This is a genomic window from Labrys sp. KB_33_2 (assembly GCF_052114505.1).
Classification (GTDB): Bacteria; Pseudomonadota; Alphaproteobacteria; order Rhizobiales; family Labraceae; genus Labrys.
In genome coordinates this window covers 119,180-140,461 of record NZ_JBFREW010000011.1, presented here as the reverse complement: position 1 = coordinate 140,461, position 21,282 = coordinate 119,180, and the positions used below count along the sequence as shown (strand labels likewise).

The 21,282-nt window shown below is 64.0% G+C and carries 22 protein-coding genes and 1 pseudogene; 13 read left to right on the top strand and 10 right to left on the bottom strand.

Features of this window, described 5'->3' with window-relative positions:
- Positions 1 to 160 precede the first annotated feature (160 nt).
- The 10 genes from cyoE (at position 161) to AB4037_RS20125 (ending at position 8,174) form a co-directional block, all read left to right on the top strand.
- Positions 161 to 1,084, top strand: a complete 924-nt coding sequence (gene cyoE / locus AB4037_RS20170; protein ID WP_441772847.1) for a heme o synthase — start codon at positions 161 to 163, stop codon at positions 1,082 to 1,084.
- On the top strand, positions 1,081 to 1,326 hold the full coding sequence (locus AB4037_RS20165) for a hypothetical protein (RefSeq protein WP_434955316.1): 246 nt from the start codon (positions 1,081 to 1,083) through the stop codon (positions 1,324 to 1,326). Before cyoE ends, AB4037_RS20165 begins: the two co-directional genes overlap by 4 nt.
- Position 1,327: 1 nt before the next feature.
- Positions 1,328 to 1,945, top strand: a complete 618-nt coding sequence (locus AB4037_RS20160) for a cytochrome c oxidase assembly protein (RefSeq protein ID WP_434955315.1) — start codon at positions 1,328 to 1,330, stop codon at positions 1,943 to 1,945.
- 31 nt (positions 1,946 to 1,976) lie between these two features.
- On the top strand, positions 1,977 to 2,813 hold the full coding sequence (locus tag AB4037_RS20155) for a cytochrome c oxidase subunit 3 (protein ID WP_441772725.1): 837 nt from the start codon (positions 1,977 to 1,979) through the stop codon (positions 2,811 to 2,813).
- A 165-nt stretch (positions 2,814 to 2,978) separates the two neighbouring features.
- The gene (locus AB4037_RS20150; protein WP_441772724.1) at positions 2,979 to 3,356 is read left to right on the top strand and encodes a DUF983 domain-containing protein; all 378 of its coding nucleotides are present in this window, start codon (positions 2,979 to 2,981) and stop codon (positions 3,354 to 3,356) included.
- Positions 3,353 to 4,108, top strand: a complete 756-nt coding sequence (locus tag AB4037_RS20145; RefSeq protein WP_441772723.1) for an SURF1 family protein — start codon at positions 3,353 to 3,355, stop codon at positions 4,106 to 4,108. Before AB4037_RS20150 ends, AB4037_RS20145 begins: the two co-directional genes overlap by 4 nt.
- A 236-nt stretch (positions 4,109 to 4,344) precedes the next feature.
- Entirely contained in the window at positions 4,345 to 5,757 is a 1,413-nt protein-coding gene (gene thrC / locus AB4037_RS20140; RefSeq protein WP_434955311.1) for a threonine synthase, read from the top strand.
- On the top strand, positions 5,754 to 7,010 hold the full coding sequence (locus AB4037_RS20135; RefSeq protein ID WP_434955310.1) for a M16 family metallopeptidase: 1,257 nt from the start codon (positions 5,754 to 5,756) through the stop codon (positions 7,008 to 7,010). Before thrC ends, AB4037_RS20135 begins: the two co-directional genes overlap by 4 nt.
- Positions 7,011 to 7,020: 10 nt before the next feature.
- Entirely contained in the window at positions 7,021 to 7,608 is a 588-nt protein-coding gene (locus AB4037_RS20130) for a GNAT family N-acetyltransferase (RefSeq protein ID WP_441772722.1), read from the top strand.
- 173 nt (positions 7,609 to 7,781) lie between these two features.
- On the top strand, positions 7,782 to 8,174 hold the full coding sequence (locus AB4037_RS20125; protein WP_441772721.1) for a cupin domain-containing protein: 393 nt from the start codon (positions 7,782 to 7,784) through the stop codon (positions 8,172 to 8,174).
- A 76-nt stretch (positions 8,175 to 8,250) separates the two neighbouring features.
- Here AB4037_RS20125 and AB4037_RS20120 read toward each other — a convergent pair whose 3' ends face one another.
- Positions 8,251 to 9,126, bottom strand: coding sequence for a UTP--glucose-1-phosphate uridylyltransferase (locus tag AB4037_RS20120; RefSeq protein WP_441772720.1), 876 nt, complete (start codon positions 9,124 to 9,126; stop codon positions 8,251 to 8,253).
- A gap of 396 nt (positions 9,127 to 9,522) precedes the next feature.
- Here AB4037_RS20120 and AB4037_RS20115 point away from each other — a divergent pair, with 396 nt between their 5' ends.
- Entirely contained in the window at positions 9,523 to 12,405 is a 2,883-nt protein-coding gene (locus AB4037_RS20115; protein WP_441772846.1) for an EAL domain-containing protein, read from the top strand.
- Between the two features lie 125 nt (positions 12,406 to 12,530).
- Here AB4037_RS20115 and AB4037_RS20110 read toward each other — a convergent pair whose 3' ends face one another.
- Together AB4037_RS20110 and AB4037_RS20105 are read right to left on the bottom strand one after the other, a co-directional pair.
- Complete coding sequence (locus AB4037_RS20110; RefSeq protein WP_441772719.1) at positions 12,531 to 13,013, bottom strand: transposase; 483 nt, start codon at positions 13,011 to 13,013, stop codon at positions 12,531 to 12,533.
- A 131-nt stretch (positions 13,014 to 13,144) separates the two neighbouring features.
- Positions 13,145 to 13,756: a YqgE/AlgH family protein gene (locus AB4037_RS20105; RefSeq protein ID WP_434955305.1), complete on the bottom strand. Its 612-nt coding sequence runs from the start codon at positions 13,754 to 13,756 to the stop codon at positions 13,145 to 13,147.
- Positions 13,757 to 13,929: 173 nt separating this feature from the next.
- Between AB4037_RS20105 and AB4037_RS20100 the strand changes: the two genes are divergently transcribed.
- Together AB4037_RS20100 and AB4037_RS20095 are read left to right on the top strand one after the other, a co-directional pair.
- Entirely contained in the window at positions 13,930 to 14,760 is an 831-nt protein-coding gene (locus AB4037_RS20100; RefSeq protein WP_441772718.1) for a protein-disulfide reductase DsbD domain-containing protein, read from the top strand.
- Positions 14,761 to 14,775: 15 nt separating this feature from the next.
- Positions 14,776 to 15,186 (top strand): annotated as a pseudogene (locus tag AB4037_RS20095) (peroxiredoxin); the annotation flags it as partial.
- Between the two features lie 117 nt (positions 15,187 to 15,303).
- Here the strand turns inward: AB4037_RS20095 and rnhA are convergent.
- The 7 genes from rnhA to AB4037_RS20060 all read right to left on the bottom strand — a co-directional run bounded on the left by rnhA (position 15,304) and on the right by AB4037_RS20060 (position 21,279).
- Positions 15,304 to 15,777, bottom strand: coding sequence for a ribonuclease HI (rnhA, locus tag AB4037_RS20090; protein ID WP_149251830.1), 474 nt, complete (start codon positions 15,775 to 15,777; stop codon positions 15,304 to 15,306).
- Positions 15,774 to 16,739, bottom strand: a complete 966-nt coding sequence (locus AB4037_RS20085; protein WP_441772717.1) for a homoserine kinase — start codon at positions 16,737 to 16,739, stop codon at positions 15,774 to 15,776. Before AB4037_RS20085 ends, rnhA begins: the two co-directional genes overlap by 4 nt.
- Entirely contained in the window at positions 16,739 to 17,728 is a 990-nt protein-coding gene (ispH, locus tag AB4037_RS20080; protein WP_434959596.1) for a 4-hydroxy-3-methylbut-2-enyl diphosphate reductase, read from the bottom strand. Before ispH ends, AB4037_RS20085 begins: the two co-directional genes overlap by 1 nt.
- Before the next feature lie 62 nt (positions 17,729 to 17,790).
- Positions 17,791 to 18,426, bottom strand: a complete 636-nt coding sequence (locus tag AB4037_RS20075; protein ID WP_441772716.1) for a response regulator transcription factor — start codon at positions 18,424 to 18,426, stop codon at positions 17,791 to 17,793.
- A 4-nt stretch (positions 18,427 to 18,430) separates the two neighbouring features.
- Positions 18,431 to 19,495: a sensor histidine kinase gene (locus AB4037_RS20070; protein ID WP_441772715.1), complete on the bottom strand. Its 1,065-nt coding sequence runs from the start codon at positions 19,493 to 19,495 to the stop codon at positions 18,431 to 18,433.
- Between the two features lie 80 nt (positions 19,496 to 19,575).
- Complete coding sequence (locus AB4037_RS20065) at positions 19,576 to 19,845, bottom strand: hypothetical protein (RefSeq protein WP_434955299.1); 270 nt, start codon at positions 19,843 to 19,845, stop codon at positions 19,576 to 19,578.
- Positions 19,846 to 19,944: 99 nt separating this feature from the next.
- Positions 19,945 to 21,279, bottom strand: a complete 1,335-nt coding sequence (locus AB4037_RS20060; protein WP_441772714.1) for an ABC transporter ATP-binding protein — start codon at positions 21,277 to 21,279, stop codon at positions 19,945 to 19,947.
- Positions 21,280 to 21,282: the final 3 nt, after the last annotated feature.

Below are 21,282 nucleotides of genomic sequence, written 5' to 3'. Positions count from 1 at the left end.
CTATGAGCTTTCGTGAGGGCGGCCGCTTCGACGGCCGCCCTCACGCCTCCACCGGATTTCCGTTGCTTCCTCGAGCCTTCTGCGAAAGTTCGAGCAAGCAACCGGCATCAGAGCCTTCCACTGAAGCCGGAACGACGAAAAGGAACGTTCATTGACCGATATCGGCATGCCCATCCAAGGCGAGGCTGACGATGCTGTCCCCGTGATCAGCATCGCGTCGGTTGGCGACTTCCTGGCCTTGCTCAAGCCGCGCGTGATGTCGCTGGTGGTCTTCACCGCCCTCACCGGCATGGTGGTAGCCCCGGCCCATATCCATCCGGTCGTCGGGCTTGCGGCCCTGATCGCCATCGCCGTCGGCGCAGGCGCCTCAGGCGCCCTCAACATGTGGTACGACGCCGACATCGATGCGGTGATGTCGCGCACCCGCAACCGGCCCGTACCATCAGGCCGAGTCAGTCCCGGCGAAGCGCTTGCCTTCGGCATCATCCTGTCCGGCCTGTCGGTGCTGGCGCTCGCCGTCTTCACCAATTTCCTCGCCGCCGGCCTGCTGGCCTTCACCATCTTCTTCTACGTCGTCGTCTACACGATGTGGCTGAAGCGCTGGACGGTGCAGAACATCGTCATCGGCGGCGCCGCAGGTGCCCTTCCCCCGGTGGTGGCCTATGCGGCCGTGACGGGCACCGTCACGGTGGAAAGCCTCGTGCTCTTCGCCCTGATCTTCATGTGGACGCCACCCCACTTCTGGGCGCTGGCCCTGTTCAAGTCGGGCGACTACGAGAAGGCCGGCGTGCCGATGCTTCCCGTGGTGGCCGGAGCCCGCGAGACCCGGCGCCAGATCCTGATCTACACGGTGCTGCTCGCCCCGATCGGCATGCTGCCCTGGCTGCTCGGCTATGCGCATTGGAGCTACGGCGTGGTCGCGGGGCTGGGCGGTCTCGGCATGCTGTGGCTGGCCGTCGACATCTGGCGCAAGCCCGACGACATGGGACCGGCCAAGCGCATGTTCGGCTATTCCATCCTCTATCTGTTCGTGCTGTTCGCCTGTCTGCTCGGCGAGGCCCTGGTGATGAGGACACTGGCATGATGGCGCATCATCTGTGGTTCGTCGGGCCAGCGCTGATCATCCTGCTGCTGATCATCCTGTTCCGTCCCCTCGCTTTTCAGCGCCCGCCACGGGACAGTTGGGTGGGGCAGTTGCCGCCTGACCAGGCCCGCAAACTGCATTGGCGCTCCATCGCGATCGCCGCCGCCCTGATCGCCTTCGTCCTGCTCGTCTATGCCGTGAGCTTCGTCAAAGGCCCCGGCGTTCTGGACAAGGGCTTCTAGGATGACCGGAATGCCCGACACCCCTCCTCCCCGCCCCAAGGTCAGCAATGGCGTGATTGCGGTGTCCTGCATCGCCTTCGTGGCATCGATGGTGGGCGCGGCCTATGCCTCGGTGCCGCTCTATACGCTGTTCTGCCAGGTTACCGGCTTCGGGGGCACCACGCGCGTAGCCGAAACCGCGCCGAGCCAGGTCCTCGACCGCACGTTCGAGGTGCGCTTCGATTCGAACATCAATCCGGCCCTGCCCTGGAAGTTCGAGCCCGAGCAGCGCTCCGTGACGGTCAAGGCCGGCGAGGTGAAGACGGTCTATTACAAGATCACCAACCTTTCCTCGGAAACCACCTATGCCGCGGCCGCCTACAATGTGACGCCGCAGGAAACCGGTGCCTATTTCTCCAAGATCCAGTGCTTCTGCTTCACCAACCAGAAGCTGGGTCCGGGTGAGAGCCAGGAATTGCCGGTGGTCTTCTTCGTCGATCCCGCCATCGACAAGGCCGACTATCTCGCCGGTGTGCACACCATCACGCTTTCCTATACCTACTATCCGGCCAAGCCTCCCGTGACACCGGTCGCGGCGGCCGAACCGAAAACCGACAATTCGAGCAAACCGCAGTTATAAGTTCCCGGGCGACCGGCATCTGGAGAAAACCATGGCTCAAACCAAGAACCATGATTACCACCTCGTCAATCCGAGCCCGTGGCCGTTCGTCGGCGCGATGGCGGCTTTCGTTCTGGCGATCGGCCTGATCACCTGGATGCATAAATATTCCTATGGCCCGCTGGTGTTCGGCGTCGGCCTGATCGGCGTGCTCTACACCATGCTGATGTGGTGGTGGGACGTCATCAAGGAAGCGTCCGAGGGCGATCACACCCCGGTCGTGCAGTTGCACCATCGCTATGGCATGATGCTGTTCATCGCCTCGGAAGTGATGTTCTTCGTCGCCTGGTTCTGGGCCTATTTCGACGTCGCCCTCTTCCCGGGGGACGCGGCTGAGGTCGCCCGCACAGCCCTGACGGGAGGCGTCTGGCCGCCGAAGGGCATCGAGACCCTCGATCCCTGGCACCTGCCGCTGCTCAACACGCTGATCCTGCTGACCTCAGGCACCACGGTGACCTGGGCGCACCATGCCTTGCTCGAAGGCGACCAGAAGGGCCTGAAGAACGGCCTGATCCTGACCGTCATCCTCGGCGTGATCTTCACGCTGTGCCAGGCCTATGAATATGCCCACGCCCCGTTCTCCTTCTCGGGCCACATCTACGGCTCGACCTTCTTCATGGCGACGGGCTTCCATGGTTTCCATGTGATCGTCGGCACCATCTTCCTGGCGGTCTGCCTGCTGCGCGCCAATCTCGGCCAGTTCACCCAGCGCCATCACCTGGGCTTCGAATTTGCCGCCTGGTACTGGCATTTCGTCGACGTGGTCTGGCTGTTCCTCTTCGCCTGCATCTATATCTGGGGCTATGGTCCCGGCGGCGTGCACGGCTGAGCTGCCTTCACATAGCGTTTTGCGATTTTACGGTGTCATCAAAAATCGCAAAGACGCGTCCAAACAAAGAGTTAGAGCAAAACGCGTTCACACCTGAACGCGTTTTGCTCTAGGATCAACGGGGCGGCCGGGGTCACCCGGCCGTTTCCTTTTGGGGCTCCCACGATGCCGCAAGATCACCATTACGCGCCGCTTTCGCCCTTCCAGACAGGCTCGCGCGGCAAATGCCCCCGCTGCGGGCAGGGCAGGCTCTTCGATGGATTCATCAGCCTCAAGCCTGGTTGTAGCGCCTGCGGCCTGGACTACAGCTTCGCCGATTCGGGCGATGGGCCGGCCGTGTTGGTGATCCTGGTGGCCGGCTTCATCCTGCTGGGCGCGGCGCTTTATGTCGAATTCACCTTCTCGCCGCCGGTCTGGGTGCACATCGTGCTCTGGCTGCCGCTCTCGATCATCGTTTGCCTGGGCCTGCTGCGCTGGATGAAAGGCGTGCTGGTCGCCCTGCAATACACCAACAAGGCGGCGGAGGGCCGGCTGGAAGAATGACGACGTCCGCAGTTTCCTCACACCCGCGCTCGCTCATCGCGCTGACCCTCTCGATGCTCGTGATGTGCGCCTTCCTGATAGGGCTCGGGGTCTGGCAACTCGAACGCCTGCAGTGGAAGCAGGGCCTGTTGCGGGAAATCGCCGAGCGCACCACCGCCGCCCCCGTTTCTCCGCCTCCCGAAGCCGATTGGCCCGGCCTGACGCGGGACGGTCTCGAATACAAGCATTGGCAGGTCGCGGGAACCTTCGACCATGCCAAGGAGATTCGGTCCTTCACCAACCTGCCGGACGCCAAGGGGCGGTTTCGCGGCGTCGGCTATTGGGTGCTGACGCCTCTCCTGCGACCGGACGGCTCCACCATCCTGGTCAATCGCGGCTTCGTGCCCGAGGATGCCAAGGATCCCGCAAGCCGCCAGGCCGGACAGATTGCAGGTCCCGTCACCATCACAGGCCTGGCCCGCTGGACCGAGGACCGCAATCTGTTCACGCCGTCTGACGACCCCGGCAAGGGCAACTGGTTCACCCGCGACATCGCCGGCATCGCCAAGGCCGAGGGCCTGACCCGCGTCGCGCCTTTCTTCATCGATGCCGATGCCAGCGGGCCCGGCGGGCTGCCCCAGGGCGGGGAGACCATCCTCACCTTCCCCAACAACCATCTACAATATGCGCTGACCTGGTTCGGCCTCGCTCTCGGCCTGGTCGGGGTCTACATCGCCTTCGTCCTGCGCCTGAAGCGACGGCCGGGGCGATAGAGGCGGCGCGCAGCGTTTTGCGATTGGACGGAATCACCAAGAATCGAAAAGACGCGTCGAACCAAGGAGCGAGAGCAAACAAGCGCTCATATTTGGACGCGTTTTGCTCTAGCAGGCCAGGAGGCGGCGATACGCGCCTTGCCCGTCAGGCCCGAGCGGATTACAGGATGAAGACTTGTGTCGAAGACGGCGCTTCACTGCCACAGGAGCGCCGCCGACACCGAAAGGATAGAACCGTGCACTATGTTTCCACACGGGGCGAAGCTCCCGTCCTCGGCTTTTGCGACGCTCTCCTCGCCGGCCTTGCCCGCGATGGCGGGCTCTATGTGCCGCAGCATTGGCCGGTTCTCTCCCATGCCAGGATCGCCTCCTTCGCGGGCAAACCCTACTGGCAGGTGGCTGAGGCCGTGATCTCGCCTTTCGTCGGCGACGAGATCGAGCCGGCGGCATTGCGCCGGATGATCCAGGATGCCTATGCCGGCTTCGACCATCCTGCCACCGTGCCCCTGGTGCAGATCGGCGACAATCTGTTCGTGCAGGAGCTGTTCCACGGCCCCACCCTGGCCTTCAAGGACGTGGCGATGCAATTGCTCGCCCGCCTGATGGATCACGCCCTGAAGGCCCGCAACAAGCGCGCCACCATCGTCGGCGCCACCTCGGGCGACACCGGCAGTGCCGCCATCGAGGCCTTCCGCGGCCTCGACCAGGTCGACATCGTCATCCTCTATCCGCATGGCCGCGTTTCGGAGGTGCAGCGCCGCCAGATGACCACGATCGACGCGCCCAACGTGCACGCCGTCGCCCTGGAAGGCAATTTCGACGATTGCCAGGCGCAGTTGAAGGCGATGTTCAACCATCTCGAATTCCGCGACGAGATTGGCCTGACCGGCGTCAATTCCATCAACTGGGCCCGCATCGTGGCCCAGATCGTCTATTATTTCACCGCGGCAGTGGCGCTGGGCGCCCCCCATCGCAAGGTTTCCTTCTCGGTGCCGACAGGCAATTTCGGCGACATCTTCGCCGGCTATGTCGCCAAGCGCATGGGCCTGCCGATCGAGCGGCTGCTGATCGCCACCAATGTCAACGACATCCTCGCGCGCACCATCGCCACCGGCGTCTACGAGGCGCGCGGCGTAAAGGAGACCTCCTCCCCCTCGATGGATATCCAGGTTTCCTCCAATTTCGAGCGCCTGCTCTTCGACGCCTATCGGCGCGATGCCAGCCAGGTGCGCCGCCTGATGGGCAATCTTTCTCAATCCGGCGCCTTCGAGATCGACGAGGGTGCCTATGAGGCCATCCGTGCGGAATTCGACGCCGAGCGCGCGGACGAGAGGGAAGTCGCCAAGGCCATCGGCATGATCTGGCGTACCGCCGGCTATCTCCTGGACCCGCACACCGCCGTCGGCGTGATGGCCGCCTGGAAAGCGGAGCCGGATCGCAGCGTGCCCATGGTCGTACTCGGCACCGCCCATCCCGCCAAGTTTCCCGCTGCCGTCAAGGATGCCTCCGGCATCGAGCCCAAGCTGCCCGACGCCCTGGCGGATCTCTATGAGCGGCCCGAGCGCTTCACGGTCCTGCCCAACGATCTTGGGGTGCTGGAAGCCTTCGTTCGCAAGCATTCCCGCGCAGCCCAGGGCGCAGCCGCATGAGCGTGCAGGTTACCCGCCTCCCGTCCGGCCTGACCGTCATCACCGATGCGATGGCCGAGCTCGAGACCGCCTCGCTTGGCGTGTTCGCCGGTGCCGGTGCCCGTTCGGAAGGCGAGAAGGAGCATGGCCTCGCCCATCTGCTCGAGCACATGGCCTTCAAGGGGACTCGCACCCGCGACGCCAAGCGCATCGCCGAGGAGATCGAAAGCGCCGGCGGCGAACTCAATGCCGCTACGTCGGGCGAACAGACCGCCTATTATGCCCGGGTCCTGAAGGAGGACGTCGGCCTCGGTTTCGACATCCTGGCCGACATTCTCACCCAGTCCGTCTTCGATGCCGACGAATTGGCACGAGAGAAGAACGTCATCCTGCAGGAGATCAGCGCCGTCGAGGATACGCCGGACGATCTGGTCTTCGACATGTTCAACCAGGCGGCCTTTCCGGACCAACCCCTCGGCCGTCCGATACTCGGCACGCCCGAGACGGTGATGTCGTTCGACCGCAAGGCGATCCAGAGCTATCTCGACACCCATTACCGGGCCGGCCGCATGGTGGTATCAGCCGCCGGCGCGGTCGACCATGAGCGCATCGTCGAGGAGGCAACCCGCCTTTTCGCAGGCCTGCCCGAGGGCAGTGGTCCGGAACCGGTGCCAGCCGTCTATCGGGGCGGCGAAGATGTCATCGAGACCGATCACGAGCAGGCCAATGTGCTGATCGGCTTTGCCGGCCGGTCCTACCGGGACGCCTTGAGCCCGGCGCTGGGCATCTTCACCAACCTGGTCGGGGGCGGCATGTCCTCTCGCCTGTTCCAGGAGGTCCGTGAAAAACGGGGCCTGTGCTATTCGGTCTATGCCTTCCAGTGGGGCTATGCGGATACCGGGATTTTCGGCATTTCCGCGGGCGCCGGCGCCGGTGAACTCAAGGATCTCGTGCCCGTGATCCTGGATACGGTGGCCGCTGCCGCCTCCGCGCCCACCGAGGCTGAGATCGCCCGCGCCAAGGCGCAGATGAAAGCGGGCCTCTTGATGGCGCTCGAATCATCAGCCATGCGGGCCGAACAGATGGCCCGCCATATGCTGATCTGGGGGCGCCCTCTGCCGCCGGCCGAACTGATTGCCAGGATCGATGCTGTTACGGCCGAGGACGTGCGCAAGGCGGGCGAAGCCGTGCTGGCATCGTCGCCGACCCTGACAGCCCTCGGACCAGTCAGGAAACTGCCCCGTCTCGATAAGATCCGTGCCCATCTGGCCTGACGAGTAAAGAATGTCCTTCCTCCGCCCCTTCTCCTTCGCCGACGTACTGCCGCCGGTTCGGGGCGAGAAGGTGGAGCTGCGGGCCCCGGAAATGCGCGACTTCGAGGCCTGGGCCGCCCTGCGCGGCGCAAGCCGGGAATTCCTGCGCCCCTGGGAACCGACCTGGCCGCCCAATGACCTGACGCGCCCGGCCTTTCGAGCCCGGATCAAGCGCTATGGCCAGGACGCGAGGGCGGATGCCGCCTATCCCTTTTTCATCTTCCGTTCGAGCGACGGCACGTTGGTCGGCGGCCTCACGCTCGGCCAGATTCGCCGCGGCGTGGCGCAAACCGGTTCGCTCGGCTACTGGATGGGTGAGGCCCATGCCGGCCAGGGCCTGATGAGCGACGCCGTGCGCGCTTTGCTACCCTATGCCTTCGGCACGCTGCGCCTGCGCCGTGTCGAAGCCGCCTGCCTGCCGGAGAATGCCCCTTCGATCCGGTTGCTGGAGCGCGTCGGCTTCATCCGCGAGGGCTATGCCCGCTCCTATCTGTGCATCGCCGGCGCCTGGCGCGACCATCTGCTCTACGCCATCCTGTCGGGTGATGAGATTCGGTAACGGGTTTTCCGGAGAGCGGACATCCCAGCGACATGCCTTCATGTCGCGATGTCCGCTTTTCCTTTTGCGAGCGTCGCGTTTTCAAAGAGCGGACAATATGTCCGCGCTCCCAGGAAGATTCGATCCCAAGGCGATCTGGTATAACTTCAGGGCATCACCGCGCGGAGAGCAACATGATCATGGGATCTCGGACTGTCATCACCCGAGCGGAGGAGCGGCCGCGGGAAGCCTGGGACGATCCTGCCAAAGGAAGCGTGGCCTGGCACACTTTGTTCAGTGCGGATATCACGCCGACGGACAGCCTCAGCGCAGGGATCGCCATCCTGCCGGCCGGCGGCAACAATCCGCCGCACCGCCATGCCGAACCAGAACTTTACCTGATCCTGGAAGGCAGCGGCGTGCTCACGGTCGATGGCGTGGAGAGCCTCGTCGGCAAGGGAGCGGCGATCTTCATTCCCGGCAATGCCTGGCATTCGCTGCGCAATGAGCTCGATACCGAACTCCGGCTCTTCTATGTCTTCCCGACCGGGCGCTTTTCGGACGTGGTCTACGAGTTTCCCGATTGAACCCGGATATCGTCGCCATGATGTCCGCGCCCAGGAAAATGGCCCGGTTTCCCGGGCCATTTCATCCAAAACCTTGTCAGCCCAGCAGGGCCTTCAATTCCGCCCTCAGCTCGTCGCCCAGCCCCTCGCGCTCGAGCGCATAGGCGACATTGGCGGTCAGGAAGCCGATCTTCATGCCGGTGTCGTAGATGCGGCCTTTGAACACCGACCCGTAGAACTTCTGCCCCTGTGCCAGCTTCAGCATGGAATCGGTGAGCTGGATTTCGCCGCCCGCGCCACGCTCCTGCTTTTCCAGGAGATCGAAGATCTCCGGCTGCAGGATGTAGCGGCCTGAGACCGCCAGGTTGGACGGCGCCGTGCCCTTCTTCGGCTTTTCCACCATCTGGGTAATCTCGAAGGCGTTGCCGCCCACGCTGTCGCCCCTGCCGACGATGCCGTATTGATGGGTCTGGTCCTCCGGCGCCTCGAACACCGCGATGTGGTTGCCGCCGACCTTGTCATAGGCCTCCACCATCTCCGCCAGGCAGCCCTTGCCCTTGCCGTGATGGAGCATGTCGGGCAGCAACAGAGCGAAAGGCTCGCGCCCGACGATTTCGCGGGCGCACCAGACGGCGTGGCCGAGGCCGAGCGGCGCCTGCTGGCGCGTGAAACTGGTTTGTCCGGCGCCCGGCAGCGAACGCTGCAATTCTTCATAGGCCTCCATCTTGCCGCGCTCCTTGAGCGTGGCGTCGAGTTCGAAGGCAATGTCGAAATGGTCCTCGATCACCCCCTTGTTGCGGCCGGTCACGAAAATGAAGTGCTCGATGCCGGCTTCGCGGGCTTCATCCACCACATGCTGGATGACGGGTTTGTCCACCACGGTGAGCATCTCCTTGGGCACCGACTTCGTGGCAGGCAGAAAGCGCGTGCCGAGGCCGGCGACGGGAAATACAGCTTTGCGAATGCGCGTCATTGGAAACCTTTGATACATGCCCTTGGGGAAGGTTGATTGTTCTTATTGCCCCCTCGGATGAAGGAACAGTTTAAGAGACCCTACTCAGAGTCTGGCCTTGCAGCAATCTCGCCCTTGCCTGCCCCAAGCGTCAAAAATGAGGTGGATTCGAAATCGCCCCCAACTTCCCACTGATTTCTGCCCGTAGGAGCCCGGATGTGACGAGGGGCATGGAGATCGCATTCACCATCCCGATCATTCCGCCAACAGGAATCCGACCGGTGCAGCTTGCCCAATTTCACATTGCTGGCTACTGCTTCTCGACACAATTGAGTGGCAGGTGGGCAGGCCCTTCGAAGAGAGATGAACCAGGACCCGCGCAAGGGGGCGTCGGGAAGCCTGGCTGGAGATCGTATGTTGCAGTTCATTCGCGTCGTCGCAGCCTCTGTGGTCATGATGCTCGTCATGGCAATGGTCGGCGGCGTTGCGCATGCCCTGGAGCCGGTTGACGTCAACGGTGAGGTCGATGCCATCGACCTGTTGCCCGCTGTCGAAAACTATTCCAGCCAGGGTGACCGCATCCAGATCCAGACCGCGCCGGGCGCCGATGGCATCGTGCGCCGTATCGAAGTGCGCTCGAAGCAGCCGGGAACCAATCCGCATTGGATCGTGTTCGCCCTCGCCAACACCACCGACGAGCAGATCGACCGCATCGTGGTGGCGCCGCATTTCCGCCTGGTCGGCTCCGGGCTGGTCTGGCCGGATCTCGGCGCCTCGCGCATCGCGGAAATCACGCCCAGCCAGGGCTTCCAGCCCGAACGGCAGGAGGATGACGACGCCGACGTCTTCCGGGTGACACTGGATCCGGGCTCACGTGTGACCTTCGTGGCCGAGTTGCGTACCACCAAGCTGCCCCAGCTCTTCTTGTGGGATCCCGATGCCTATAAGGACAAGGTCAACTCGCTCACCCTCTACAAGGGCATCGTGCTCGGCATTGCCGGCCTGCTCGCCTTGTTCCTCACCATTGCCTTCGTGGTGAAGGGCACGGCGATGTTCCCCGCCGCCGCCGCGCTGGCCTGGGCGGTGCTGGCCTATCTCGCCATCGATTTCGGCTTTCTGCACAAATTCCTCGCCATCCCGCCGGATGGAGATAGGGTGTGGCGCGCGGGCGCCGAGGCGGTATTCTCGGCAACGCTCCTCGTTTTCCTGTTCGCCTATCTCAATCTGAACCGCTGGCATGTGCGCTATTCCGTAGTCTCGGCGCTCTGGCTGGTCGCGCTCGCCACCCTCGTCGGCCTTGCGGTGATCAACGCGCCCGTCGCCGCCGGCATCGCCCGCATCTCCATCGCCACGCTCGCCGTCGTCGGCCTCTTGATCATCCTGCTGCTGGCCTTCTACGGCTATGACCGGGCCGTGATGCTGATACCCACCTGGACCTTGCTGCTGGGCTGGGTGGCGGCGGCGGGATTGACCATCATGGGCCATCTCACCAACGACCTGGTGCAGCCGGCCCTCACCGGCGGCCTCGTGCTGGTGGTGATGCTGATTGGCTTCACGGTGATGCAGCACGCTTTCGCCGGCAGTGCCTTTGCGCCCGGGCTGATGACCGATACCGAACGCAAGGCCCTCGCCCTCACCGGCTCGGGCGACGTGGTCTGGGACTGGGACGTGCCGGCCGATCGCATCTATGTCAGCCCGGAGGCGGACCAGTTGCTCGGCGTCGCCCCCGGTGCCCTCGACGGACCGGCCAGCGAATGGCTCGAGCTCGTCCACATCTTCGACCGCGATCGCTTCCGCACCGCCCTCGACGCGGTGATCGACCAGCGCCGCGGCCGCGTCAGCCTGGATTTCCGCATCCGCGCCGCCGACGGCCACTATATGTGGCTCAACCTCAAGGCCCGGCCCGTGGTGGGCTCGGACGGCGAAGTGGTGCGCTGCGTCGGCACCGTCTCCGACGTCACCGAGCAGAAGACGGCCGAGGAGCGCCTGTTGCACGACGCCGTGCGCGACAACCTGACCGGCCTGCCCAACCGCGAGCTCTTCACCGACCGGCTGGAAGCAGCATTGGTCCAGGCCAGGCAGGACGGTACCACCAAGCCGACCGTGCTGATCCTCGACCTCGACCGTTACAAGCAGGTCAATGACGCCGTCGGCCATTCGGTCGGCGATTCGATCCTGCTGACGGTGTCGCGTCGGCTTTCACGCCTGATGAAGCCCCGCGACAGCGTCTGCCGCATCTTCGGCGATCAGTTCGGCGTGCTTCTCATGTCGGAGCCCGACCCGGAACGCATCTCGGCCTTCGCCGAGTCGATCCGCCGTTCGCTGCGCGCGCCCATCGCCGTGGCCGACCGCGAAATCTTCCTCACCGCCTCGATCGGCGTAGCGATGTTTGATCCCCAGGCCCCGGTGAAGGCGGACGAGCTGATCAAGGATGCCGAGATCGCCATGTACAACGCCAAGAAGATCGGCGGCGATCGCATCGAGATCTTCCGGGCAGCCATGCGGGTCGAACGGCCGGATCGCTCTTCCCTCGAAGCCGATCTCCGGCGGGCGATCGAACGCGACGAGCTGAAAGTGCTGTTCCAGCCGGTGGTGCGCCTGCAGGATCGCACCATTGCCGGCTTCGAGGCGATCGTGCGCTGGGAGCATCCCAAGCTCGGCCGCCTGCCGCCGGGGGAATTCAACGCCATGGCCGAAGAGACGGGGCTGATCGTCGATGTCGGCCTGTTCGTGCTCGACCGCACCGCTCGCCAGCTGTCGATCTGGCAGCGCCTCGTCGAGGTCGAGCCGCCGCTGTTCGGCATGGTCAACATCTCCAGCCGGCAATTGCTGCGCCAGGACCTCGTCCAGGACATCAAGGCGGTGATGGCGCGGGCAGGCATCGAGCGCGGCTCGCTCAAGCTCGAGGTCTCCGAGAGCCTGGTGATGGAAAATCCCGAATATGGGGCACAGATCCTGGCTCAGCTCAGCGATCTTGGCGTCGGCCTCGCCATGGATGGCTTCGGCACCGGCTATTCCAGCCTGTCCTATCTGCAACGCTTCCCCTTCGACATGCTCAAGATCGATCCGAGCTTCGTGAAGGAAGGCGAGCGCGGTCGCCCGGTGATCCTGCGCTCGATCATCGCCATGGCGGGCGACCTCGGCATGGAGATCATCGCCGATGGTGCCGAGGCCGACAGCGACGCGGAGGAGCTCGGCGAGCTCGGCTGCCAGTTCGCCCAGGGCGAAGCCTTCGGCGATCCCGTCACGGCGGAAGAAGCCCGCAGGCTGATCGCCGGCCCGATACGACTGAGAGCGTAATCCGGAGCGCGGAGGTCACAGCCCCGTGACTTCATGGGGCGATGTCCGCTCTGGAATCTCGCCGGTTCCGCCAAATCCGCAATCGGTGGCCTCCTTGGCGTGTCTCAGAACTCGCCCCTCTTGCTTTATGTTGAGCGGGCCGCACTCGAATGAGGCCAATCCTCGGCCTGGGCCCACAATCCGGCTGTGACTGCGTTGGTCTCAATGTAGTGAAGCGCACGTTCAAAATGGCTCTCGTCCCTGATCCGACGATCAAAATATTCGGGAAACCAGAGCATGCCGTGTCGTCCCAGCGTGCGATTGATCCGAAGTGCCGTGAAGGATTTCCAGGAATGAACGATGGCGGATAGCGCGTGCGGCACGATAGAGCCAATATCCGGACGGGTCAGCAAAGCCTCCCCATGCCCCTTATCCAGCGCCTCCTCGTAGCGCCGGCGCTGCTCGATTGAATCAGGTCCGCACTCGGATGCTTTCAGATCCTGCGCCCAGCGATTCAGCAGTTCGGCAGGCAGGGAATCCGCAAGGCGGAAGCTAATGCTTTGCGGGTGCTCACCAGCCTCCCAATGCGGGAGATACCCTCGGGAATGCCACTCTACTTCGGGCCGCAACGGATGTTTCTTCTCCGCCAGGGAGCTTCCCTGGAGGCATCTTGCACCGGTTGAGGATCAAGCGCGGACATCGCCCCATGAAGTCATGGGGCGATGTCCGCGCTCCAAGATCAGGCGTGGCCGGACCGCATCTACGCGTGGCCGGCATCCCGTGAAAACAGGCCGGGCTCGATGCCGAGCTTGCGCAGTGCCCGCGTATATTTGGTCGCGACCTGATCGTCGAACAGCAGCCCGGGATCGGCATCGCAATGCAGCCAGCCATTGGCCTGGATCTCGCGCTCGAGCTGCCCGGCGCCCCAGCCGGCATAGCCCAGCGCCAGCAAGGCCTGTTCCGGCCCCTCGCCGATGGCGATGCTGCGCAGGATGTCGAGCGTCGCGGTCAGGCAGATATTGTCCTCGATCGGCATGGTCGAATTGTCGATGAAGACGTCGTTGGTGTGGAGCACGAATCCCCGCCCGGACTCGACCGGCCCGCCATTGACGATACGGATCGGCGCGCCCCTCGGCGCCCGCATGTCCGAGACGCCGTCGATGACGCCGAGTTGCTTCAGCAGGTCCGGAAAGCGAATGTTCTTGGCCGGCTGGTTGACCACGATGCCCATGGCACCATCGGACGAATGCGCACAGATGTAAATCACCGTGCGGGCGAAGCGCTCATCCTGCATGGACGGCGTGGCCACGAGCATTTTACCGTCGAGGAAACCGCCGGATGAATCGCTGCCGAATGGAATGTAGCCTGTCATGGACATGATCGTGCCGTATCGTATCGGCTTTGTTAAGGCATAAATTTGGCCAACCTGGGCGAAGCGCCAAAGGCGAGCCTCACAAGAGTGTCACGCCTTCGTGCATGGCGCTATTGACCATTCGTAGTTATCCGTCTGCCGATAATCTCTCCTTGGAGCCGCAAGCTATCCGAATGTTCAGCCGTCTTGCCCTTCCTGCTCTCGCCTGGCTTCTCGCCGGGCTCTGCCAGCCAGCCCTTGCCGGCCAATCGGATCCGAGCCAGTCCGATCCGGAAGCCGTGATCCGGCTGCTGCCGGGACAAGCCCATCCGGAGGGCCTGGCGGGCCTTGAAATCCAGCTCGCGCCCGGTTGGAAGACCTATTGGCGCAATCCGGGCGATGCCGGCATTCCGCCGTCTTTCGACTGGTCCAGATCGGAAAATCTCCGCGAGGTGACGGTGCTCTGGCCGGCGCCGAGCCGCTACGACCAGGAGGGCGCATCGTCGGCCGTCTATCACGATGAGGTCGTGCTGCCTCTCAAGGTCAGCGCGATCGATCCGACCAAGCCCGTCAAGCTGGCACTCGGCCTCGACTATGCCGCCTGCAAGACGATCTGCGTCCCCGCCAAGGGCAATGCCGACATCACTCTTTCGCCCGGCATGCCTGCGGAAGGCGGAGGCAGCGCCGAGATCGCGCAAGCCTTGAAGAAAGTACCGGTATCACAGGATATCGGCGCGGCCGCTCCCCTCGCCGTCAAACAGATCCGCCTCGACACCTCGACCAACCCGGCGCGCCTGACCATCGACGTAACGGCTCCCTCCTCCTCCGCTTTGTTCGTGGAAGGGCCGATGAAGTGGTACCTGCCCATGCCGGAGCCGGCTGATGATGCCGACAAGGCCAATCCCCAGCGCTTCGTGCTGCCGCTCGAGGGCCTGCCGAAAGGCGCGACCATCGCCGGAAACGAACTGCGCTTCACGCTCTCGACTGGCGAGGCAGGCATCGAAAGCCTATATCGGTTGCCGTAGACTCTCGTCATCGCAATGGAGATATCAGTGACGATCAAGCCCGGCGACAAACTCCCCGATGTGACCTTCCGTGCGGTGACGCAGGACATGCCAGAGCCCAAGAGCACCGCCGACATCTTCGGCGGCAAGAAGGTGGTGCTGTTCGCCGTTCCCGGCGCCTTCACCCCCACCTGCCACCGCAATCATCTGCCGGGCTATCTGGAGCATTACGATGCCTTCAAGGCCAAGGGCATCGATACGGTGGCGGTGACCGCGGTCAACGACGCCTTCGTCATGCAGGCCTGGGCCAAGGCCACGGGTGGCCTCGGCAAGATCGAATTCCTCGCCGACGGCAGCGGCGACTTCGCCAAGGCAACCGGCATGGAACTCGACCGGGTCGCGGCAGGCCTGGGCGTGCGCTCGCAGCGCTATGCCATGCTGGTCGATGACGGCGTGGTGAAGGTGCTCAACCTCGACGATGGCGGCAAGCTCGACATTTCCGGCGCCGACACGCCTTCTCAGCTCCATCGAGAGATGGAGCTGAGAAGACCGGCACACCGCCCCTCACGACAAGGCCGCCGCCCTATCCCGCTTTTCCTGCTGATAGGGCGCCATGCCCTCACGCGCGAGCTGGTCGGCCTCTTCGTTGAGAGGGTGGCCGGCATGGCCCTTCACCCAATGGAACTCGACCTCGTGGCGCTCCAGTGCCGCATCGAGGCGGCGCCAGAGATCCTCGTTCTTCACCGGCTTCTTGTCGGCGGTGCGCCAGCCATTTCGCTTCCAGCCATGGATCCAGCCGGTAATGCCGTTCTTGACATATTGGCTGTCCGTATGGAGGTCGACCGCGCAGCCGCGTGTCAAGGCTTCCAGGCCCTCGATCGCCGCCTGCAGCTCCATGCGGTTGTTGGTGGTCTCCAGGGCACCGCCGCACAAGGTCTTGCGGTGCTCACCGAACATCAGGATGGCACCCCAGCCGCCAGGGCCTGGATTGCCCGAGCAGGCGCCATCGGTATAGAGCGTCACCTTCTTGGTCGTCATGGCTCGAACCCGTATTCGGCCGGGCTGGCGATGCGCTGGTGGAAACGCAGCTTCTTCCAATATTCCAGCGGATCCTTCGGCTTCACCAGGGCACCGGGCGGCACGTTGAGCCAATCGACAAGGCGCGTCAGCATGAAGCGCAGAGCCGAGCCGCGGGCCAGCACGGGCATGGCTGCCACCTCGGCATCGGAAAGCGGCCTGATGGCACGATAGCCGGCCAGGAGCGCCCTGCCCTTGGTGGCGTTGTAGGCATGATCCGGCTCGAAGCACCAGGCATTCAGGCAGATCGCAACGTCATAGGCCAGACTATCGGTGCAGGCGAAATAGAAGTCGATCAGGCCCGAAAGCCGCCCGTTCAGGAAGAAGACATTGTCGGGGAAGAGGTCGGCATGGATGACGCCCGTCGGCAAACCCTGCGGCCAATGGACCCGATGAAAGGCGAGTTCCTCGGCAATGGCTGCATCGAGCCCCGGCTGCACGCTGTCGGCCCGGCCGTCCGCCTGCTGGTAGAGGGCCTCCCAGCCGGCAAGAGACAAAGCGTTGGGGCGCTCCATCGGGAAGCCGAGCGTGGCGTTGTGCATGGCGGCGAGCGCACGGCCGACGGCGCCGCAATGCTCTACATTCGGCTTCTTGATCCAGACGCCTTCCAGGAAGCTGATCAGGGCGGCGGGCCGCCCGGCCAGCTCGCCCAGCACCTTGCCGTTCCGTCGCCGGATCGGCGTCGGGCAGGTCACGCCACTTTCGGAAAGGTGCTCCATCAAGGCCATGAAGAAGGGCAGGTCGTCCCGCTTCACCCGCTTTTCATAGAGGGTGAGAATATAGACGCCCTTCTCGGTCCGCAGGATGTAGTTGGTGTTCTCGACGCCCTCGGCGATGCCCTTGCAGGCCAGCACGCCGCCAATGTCGTACTCGGCGACGAAGCAGGCGAGATCCTCGTCATTGACTTCAGTGTAAACGGCCATCAGCGAGCAACATCTTCTGCAATTTTACGCACGTCGTTCTCCCTCAAATCCCTAGGCAGCGGGAAGAACACGCTCTCATCGGCGGTCGAGACGGTCTCGACGGTGATGGCGTAGCGCTCCGCAAAGGCATCGAGGATCTCCTCGACCAGGATTTCCGGCGCAGAGGCGCCGGCCGCGACGCCGAGGGATTTAAGGGTACCGAACCGGCTCCAGTCGATATCCGAGGCGCGCTGCACCAGCTCCGAGATGAGGCAGCCGGAGCGCTCCGCCACTTCGCGCAGGCGCTGCGAATTGGAGGAGTTCGGCGCTCCCACCACGATGAAGCCTTCCACCCGCGGCGCCACCGCCTTGACCGCCTCCTGGCGGTTGGTGGTGGCGTAGCAGATGTCTTCCTTGTGCGGGCCGACGATCGAGGGGAAACGGGTCTTCAACGCCGCGACGATGTCGCGGGTGTCGTCGACCGACAGGGTGGTCTGCGTCACATAGGCGAGAGCGTCCGGATTGGCCGGCGTGAAGGCGGCGACATCGGCGACCGTCTCGACCAGGCTGACGGCCCCCTCCGGCAGCTGCCCCATCGTGCCGATGACTTCGGGATGGCCGCGATGCCCGACCAGCACGATCTCGCGGCCGCGCTTGTGATGGATCTCGGCCTCGCGATGCACCTTGGTCACCAGCGGGCAGGTCGCGTCAATGGCAAACAGATTGCGATCGGCGGCGGCGGCTGGCACCGACTTGGCGACGCCATGGGCCGAGAAGATCACCGGCGCGCGCGTCTCGGGCACCTCATCGAGTTCCTCAACGAAGATGGCGCCTTTCGACTTGAGATTCTCGACCACATATTTGTTGTGCACGATCTCATGTCGCACATAGACCGGCGGGCCATAGATCTTCAAGGCCTGCTCGACGGCGTCGATCGCCCGCACCACCCCGGCGCAGAAACCGCGGGGAGAGCAGAGCAGAATGGTGAGGGCGGGTTTTTCAGCTATCATCTCGGCCCGGATATGGGGCCGCGTCGCAAGGCCCGTCAAGCGCTTTGGCGACATAGCTGCCGCTATCCCCGACCTGCCGGTTTGCCCGGCAGCCCGAGGCGGTCCGCCATGCGGATGAGATCGGCCAGCGTATCGGCCTGCATCTTGCGCATCACCTGGCCGCGATGGATCTTCACGGTAATCTCGCTCAATTCCAGTTCAGCGGCCGTCTGCTTGTTGAGAAGCCCCTGCACCACCAGCGCCATCACCTCCTGCTGGCGCTGCGACAGGGTGGCATAACGCTTGCGCAGGTCTGCCACCAAAGCCGTTTCGAAACTCTCCGCACGGCTTTTCTCCAGGCATGCTGTCACAGCGTCGAGAAGATCCTGCTCGCGGAAAGGCTTGAGCAGGAATTCCATGGCACCGGCCTTGATGGCGCGGACCGACATCGGCACGTCGCCATGGCCGGTCAGGAAGACGATCGGAATCGCATCCCCTGCCGCTGCCAATTCGGTTTGAAAGTCAAGCCCACTTTGTCCGGGCATGCGCACATCGAGCACCAGGCAGGCAGGCCCCTTCGAGCGCGGTTGCTGCATGAACTCGCGGGGCGAGGCAAAGCAGCGGACACGATAGCCGACCGATCTCAGCAGGCTGTCCAGCCCATCCCGGACCATGGGATCGTCATCCACCACATAGACGGTCGCGATTTCTTCCGACATGGGTCTAATCCTTGCGTCCACGTGCCAACGGCAAAGTGAAGCGAAAGACGCTTCCGCGCGGTGCGGCAGGCTTGGCTTCGATACTGCCGCCATGTGCCTCGATGATGGAACGACTGATGGCCAGTCCTATCCCCATACCGTCTTCCTTGGTGGTAAAAAAGGGGTCGAAGACGTGCTCCATCGCCTGCGGCGATAGGCCAGACCCGGTATCGATGACACCAATGGTGACCTCCCTGTCGTCCGAGGAGGTGTTGATCGTTATCTCCCGATCTCCCTGCTTCGTTTCCACCGTCGCCTCGATGGCATTGGTGATGAAATTGAGCAGGACCTGCTGCAACTGGACCCGATCGCCCATGACGGGCAACGGACCCTGCAGCAGCTCGGTCCGCAGCGGGATGGCATTCGCGCGCAGCTTGCCCCGCATCAGCGCCAAGGTCTCGTCGATCACGTCGACCATGTCGACAGGCTCGCGCGAGGGAGGGGCCCGGCGCACCAGGCGACGGACCCGTTCCACTACTTCGCCTGCCCGTTCGGCGGCTTCCACGATCCGCTTGAGGGCATGCTGGGCCTCGGCCTGGTTGGGCGGCGAGGCCGAGAGCCAGCGCAGCGCAGCGTTGCTGCTGGCGCCGATGGCCGCCAGGGGCTGGCTCACCTCATGGGCAATGGAAGCCGTGAGTTCACCGAGCATGGTGATGCGCGAGATGCGGGCAAGATCGGCCTCCGCCCGGCGCACCGCCAGATCGGCGAGTTCGATCCGGATGGCAAGATAGGTGGTTGCGCCGATGGCCAGCAGGCTGAGACCGCTATTGGCGATGCCGGCCTCGGTATCGCCCCTCACCGTCATGAAGAAGCTGAGCACGGTGAGGATGCTGCAGACCAGCCCGACGATCAGCACTGTCCGTGGCCGCCCCGTCCATACCGAGATCAGCACCACGGCGACATGCAGCACGGCAACGGCGATCTCCAGATCGGTGACGGTATCGGCGACGAAAATGAACAGGGCCAACCCTGCCATGGCGAGCCATAGCAGGGGCGTGTCGACCATCGATTCCAGGCGTTCGCGTCTCACCAGCAGCGCTCCTCGGAGAAATCGCACTTTCCTGCCAGATATTGCCGCCGCCATCCGCACGAAGCGCATGACCAGGATGATCAGGCGCGATGGCGGGAATGCCGCCTCAGATGTCGGCGCAACAGCACGATACCCATCTTGTTGAAGCCTCCGGCAATTCGAAGCAAGCCTCGTGTCTCCGATGGCAACAGCTTGCGGCGGAGGAAAAGCCGGCGCGTGAGCCGGGAGAGTCCGTCCGCTCCCGACAGGAGCAGGCCGATGGCCAGCAAGGATGCCCTGTTTTCGACCCGACCGCCTGCCTCCTGCAGCGCGATGAGGGCCCGCGCGAGTTCTTCATTGTCCCGGAGCATGTTTCACCTGCCTTCACCATGAAGGATGGCAAGGCTCCCGCCGGCGCCGGTGGCGGGAGCACGACCACGATATCGACGATGATCAAGCCGTCGAGGCGTTCAACTGGGATTCTCCAGCGTGAAGAGATCAGCCGCCTCATCATAGGCGAAATATTCGGCATAACGGGCAAGGCTGATCACGGCCTGCACGGTGCCGGCCGCATAGTCCTCGGACATGTGATCCTCCAACTCGTCGCGGAAGCGGCGGGCCGGTGCCTGATGGCTCGGCCTTTCGTCGAGGATGCGGCGAATATGGGCCGCCAGCGGCACATAGGTCGCCAATTGCTGTGCAAACTGCCGTTTGCGCTCGTCCACCTCGCTTTCGGCGAAGCGCTTCCCGGCCGCGGTGAGGCGGATGTCGCCGCCCTCCAGCTCGGCGAAACGCAGCAGCTGCAGGGTTTCGGCAACCGGGAAGAGTTCGTCGATCTCCAGATGCAGGCCGGCGGCCAAGGGCGGCAGGTCCGCCTTGCCGTGATAGGGGGCCGCCGCCACCGCCTCGATCAGGCCGGCGAGTTCGTTGGAGGAGACCTTGGGAAGCACCATGGCGATGCCGGTGCCGGGGAAGAGGCCATCCCGCGCCGGAGCCGAGCCCGGGCGAGCCGTCATGCGCGCATAGATATCCTCCACCAAGGCGCGAAAGGCTGGGTCGAGCCGGTTGCGCGGCTGGGGCAGGTCGACCCGGACCTCGCCGATCACCCGGCCCGGATTGGAGCCGAAGATCAGGATGCGATCGCACATCAGCACCGCCTCCTCGATGTTGTGGGTGACCATCAGGATGGCTTCGATCGGCATGCGGCCTTCGCACCACAGGTCGAGCAGATCCGTGCGCAGGGTCTCGGCGGTGAGCACGTCGAGTGCCGAGAAGGGCTCGTCCATCAAGAGCAGCCTGGGATGCACCACGAGGGCGCGGGCAAGGCCGACGCGCTGGCGCATGCCACCCGAAAGCTCCTTCGGATAGGCATTCTCATAACCGTCGAGCCCGATCAGGTCGATCGCGGCCAGGGCTCGCTTGCGGCGCTCGGCCGGCAGGACGCCCTGTGCCTCGAGCCCCAACTCGACATTCTGCTGCACGGTGAGCCAGGGAAACAGGGCAAAGCTCTGGAAAACCAGCGCAATGCCGCTGCGTGTGCCGCGGACGGGCTCGCCCTGGAAAGAGACTTGCCCCTCGCTGGGCCGGAGCAACCCGGCGATGGCGCGCAGCAGCGTCGACTTGCCGGAGCCGGAGCGGCCAAGCAGGCCGACGATTTCGCCGGCCTGCAGCATGAGGTCGACCCTGTCGAGCACGACCAGCGGGCTCGACCCGCCCTTGTCATAGGTCTGGCGCACGCCGAGAACGGAGACCAGCGGGGTATCCTTGATGGTGACGGGAGCATTCATTGAGAGGGGAGCATTCATGGC

Excerpts from the sequence above, each read along its gene's own strand:
- AB4037_RS20165 (WP_434955316.1), top strand. The coding sequence starts at position 1,081 with ATGATGGCGCATCATCTGTGGTTCGTCGGGCCAGCGCTGATCATCCTG.
- AB4037_RS20160 (WP_434955315.1), top strand. The coding sequence starts at position 1,328 with ATGACCGGAATGCCCGACACCCCTCCTCCCCGCCCCAAGGTCAGCAAT.
- AB4037_RS20155 (WP_441772725.1), top strand. The coding sequence starts at position 1,977 with ATGGCTCAAACCAAGAACCATGATTACCACCTCGTCAATCCGAGCCCG.
- AB4037_RS20150 (WP_441772724.1), top strand. The coding sequence starts at position 2,979 with ATGCCGCAAGATCACCATTACGCGCCGCTTTCGCCCTTCCAGACAGGC.
- AB4037_RS20145 (WP_441772723.1), top strand. The coding sequence starts at position 3,353 with ATGACGACGTCCGCAGTTTCCTCACACCCGCGCTCGCTCATCGCGCTG.
- AB4037_RS20135 (WP_434955310.1), top strand. The coding sequence starts at position 5,754 with ATGAGCGTGCAGGTTACCCGCCTCCCGTCCGGCCTGACCGTCATCACC.
- AB4037_RS20130 (WP_441772722.1), top strand. The coding sequence starts at position 7,021 with ATGTCCTTCCTCCGCCCCTTCTCCTTCGCCGACGTACTGCCGCCGGTT.
- AB4037_RS20125 (WP_441772721.1), top strand. The coding sequence starts at position 7,782 with ATGATCATGGGATCTCGGACTGTCATCACCCGAGCGGAGGAGCGGCCG.
- AB4037_RS20120 (WP_441772720.1), bottom strand. The coding sequence starts at position 9,126 with ATGACGCGCATTCGCAAAGCTGTATTTCCCGTCGCCGGCCTCGGCACG.
- AB4037_RS20105 (WP_434955305.1), bottom strand. The coding sequence starts at position 13,756 with ATGACAGGCTACATTCCATTCGGCAGCGATTCATCCGGCGGTTTCCTC.
- AB4037_RS20100 (WP_441772718.1), top strand. The coding sequence starts at position 13,930 with ATGTTCAGCCGTCTTGCCCTTCCTGCTCTCGCCTGGCTTCTCGCCGGG.
- rnhA (WP_149251830.1), bottom strand. The coding sequence starts at position 15,777 with ATGACGACCAAGAAGGTGACGCTCTATACCGATGGCGCCTGCTCGGGC.
- AB4037_RS20085 (WP_441772717.1), bottom strand. The coding sequence starts at position 16,739 with ATGGCCGTTTACACTGAAGTCAATGACGAGGATCTCGCCTGCTTCGTC.
- ispH (WP_434959596.1), bottom strand. The coding sequence starts at position 17,728 with ATGATAGCTGAAAAACCCGCCCTCACCATTCTGCTCTGCTCTCCCCGC.
- AB4037_RS20075 (WP_441772716.1), bottom strand. The coding sequence starts at position 18,426 with ATGTCGGAAGAAATCGCGACCGTCTATGTGGTGGATGACGATCCCATG.
- AB4037_RS20065 (WP_434955299.1), bottom strand. The coding sequence starts at position 19,845 with ATGCTCCGGGACAATGAAGAACTCGCGCGGGCCCTCATCGCGCTGCAG.
- AB4037_RS20060 (WP_441772714.1), bottom strand. The coding sequence starts at position 21,279 with ATGAATGCTCCCCTCTCAATGAATGCTCCCGTCACCATCAAGGATACC.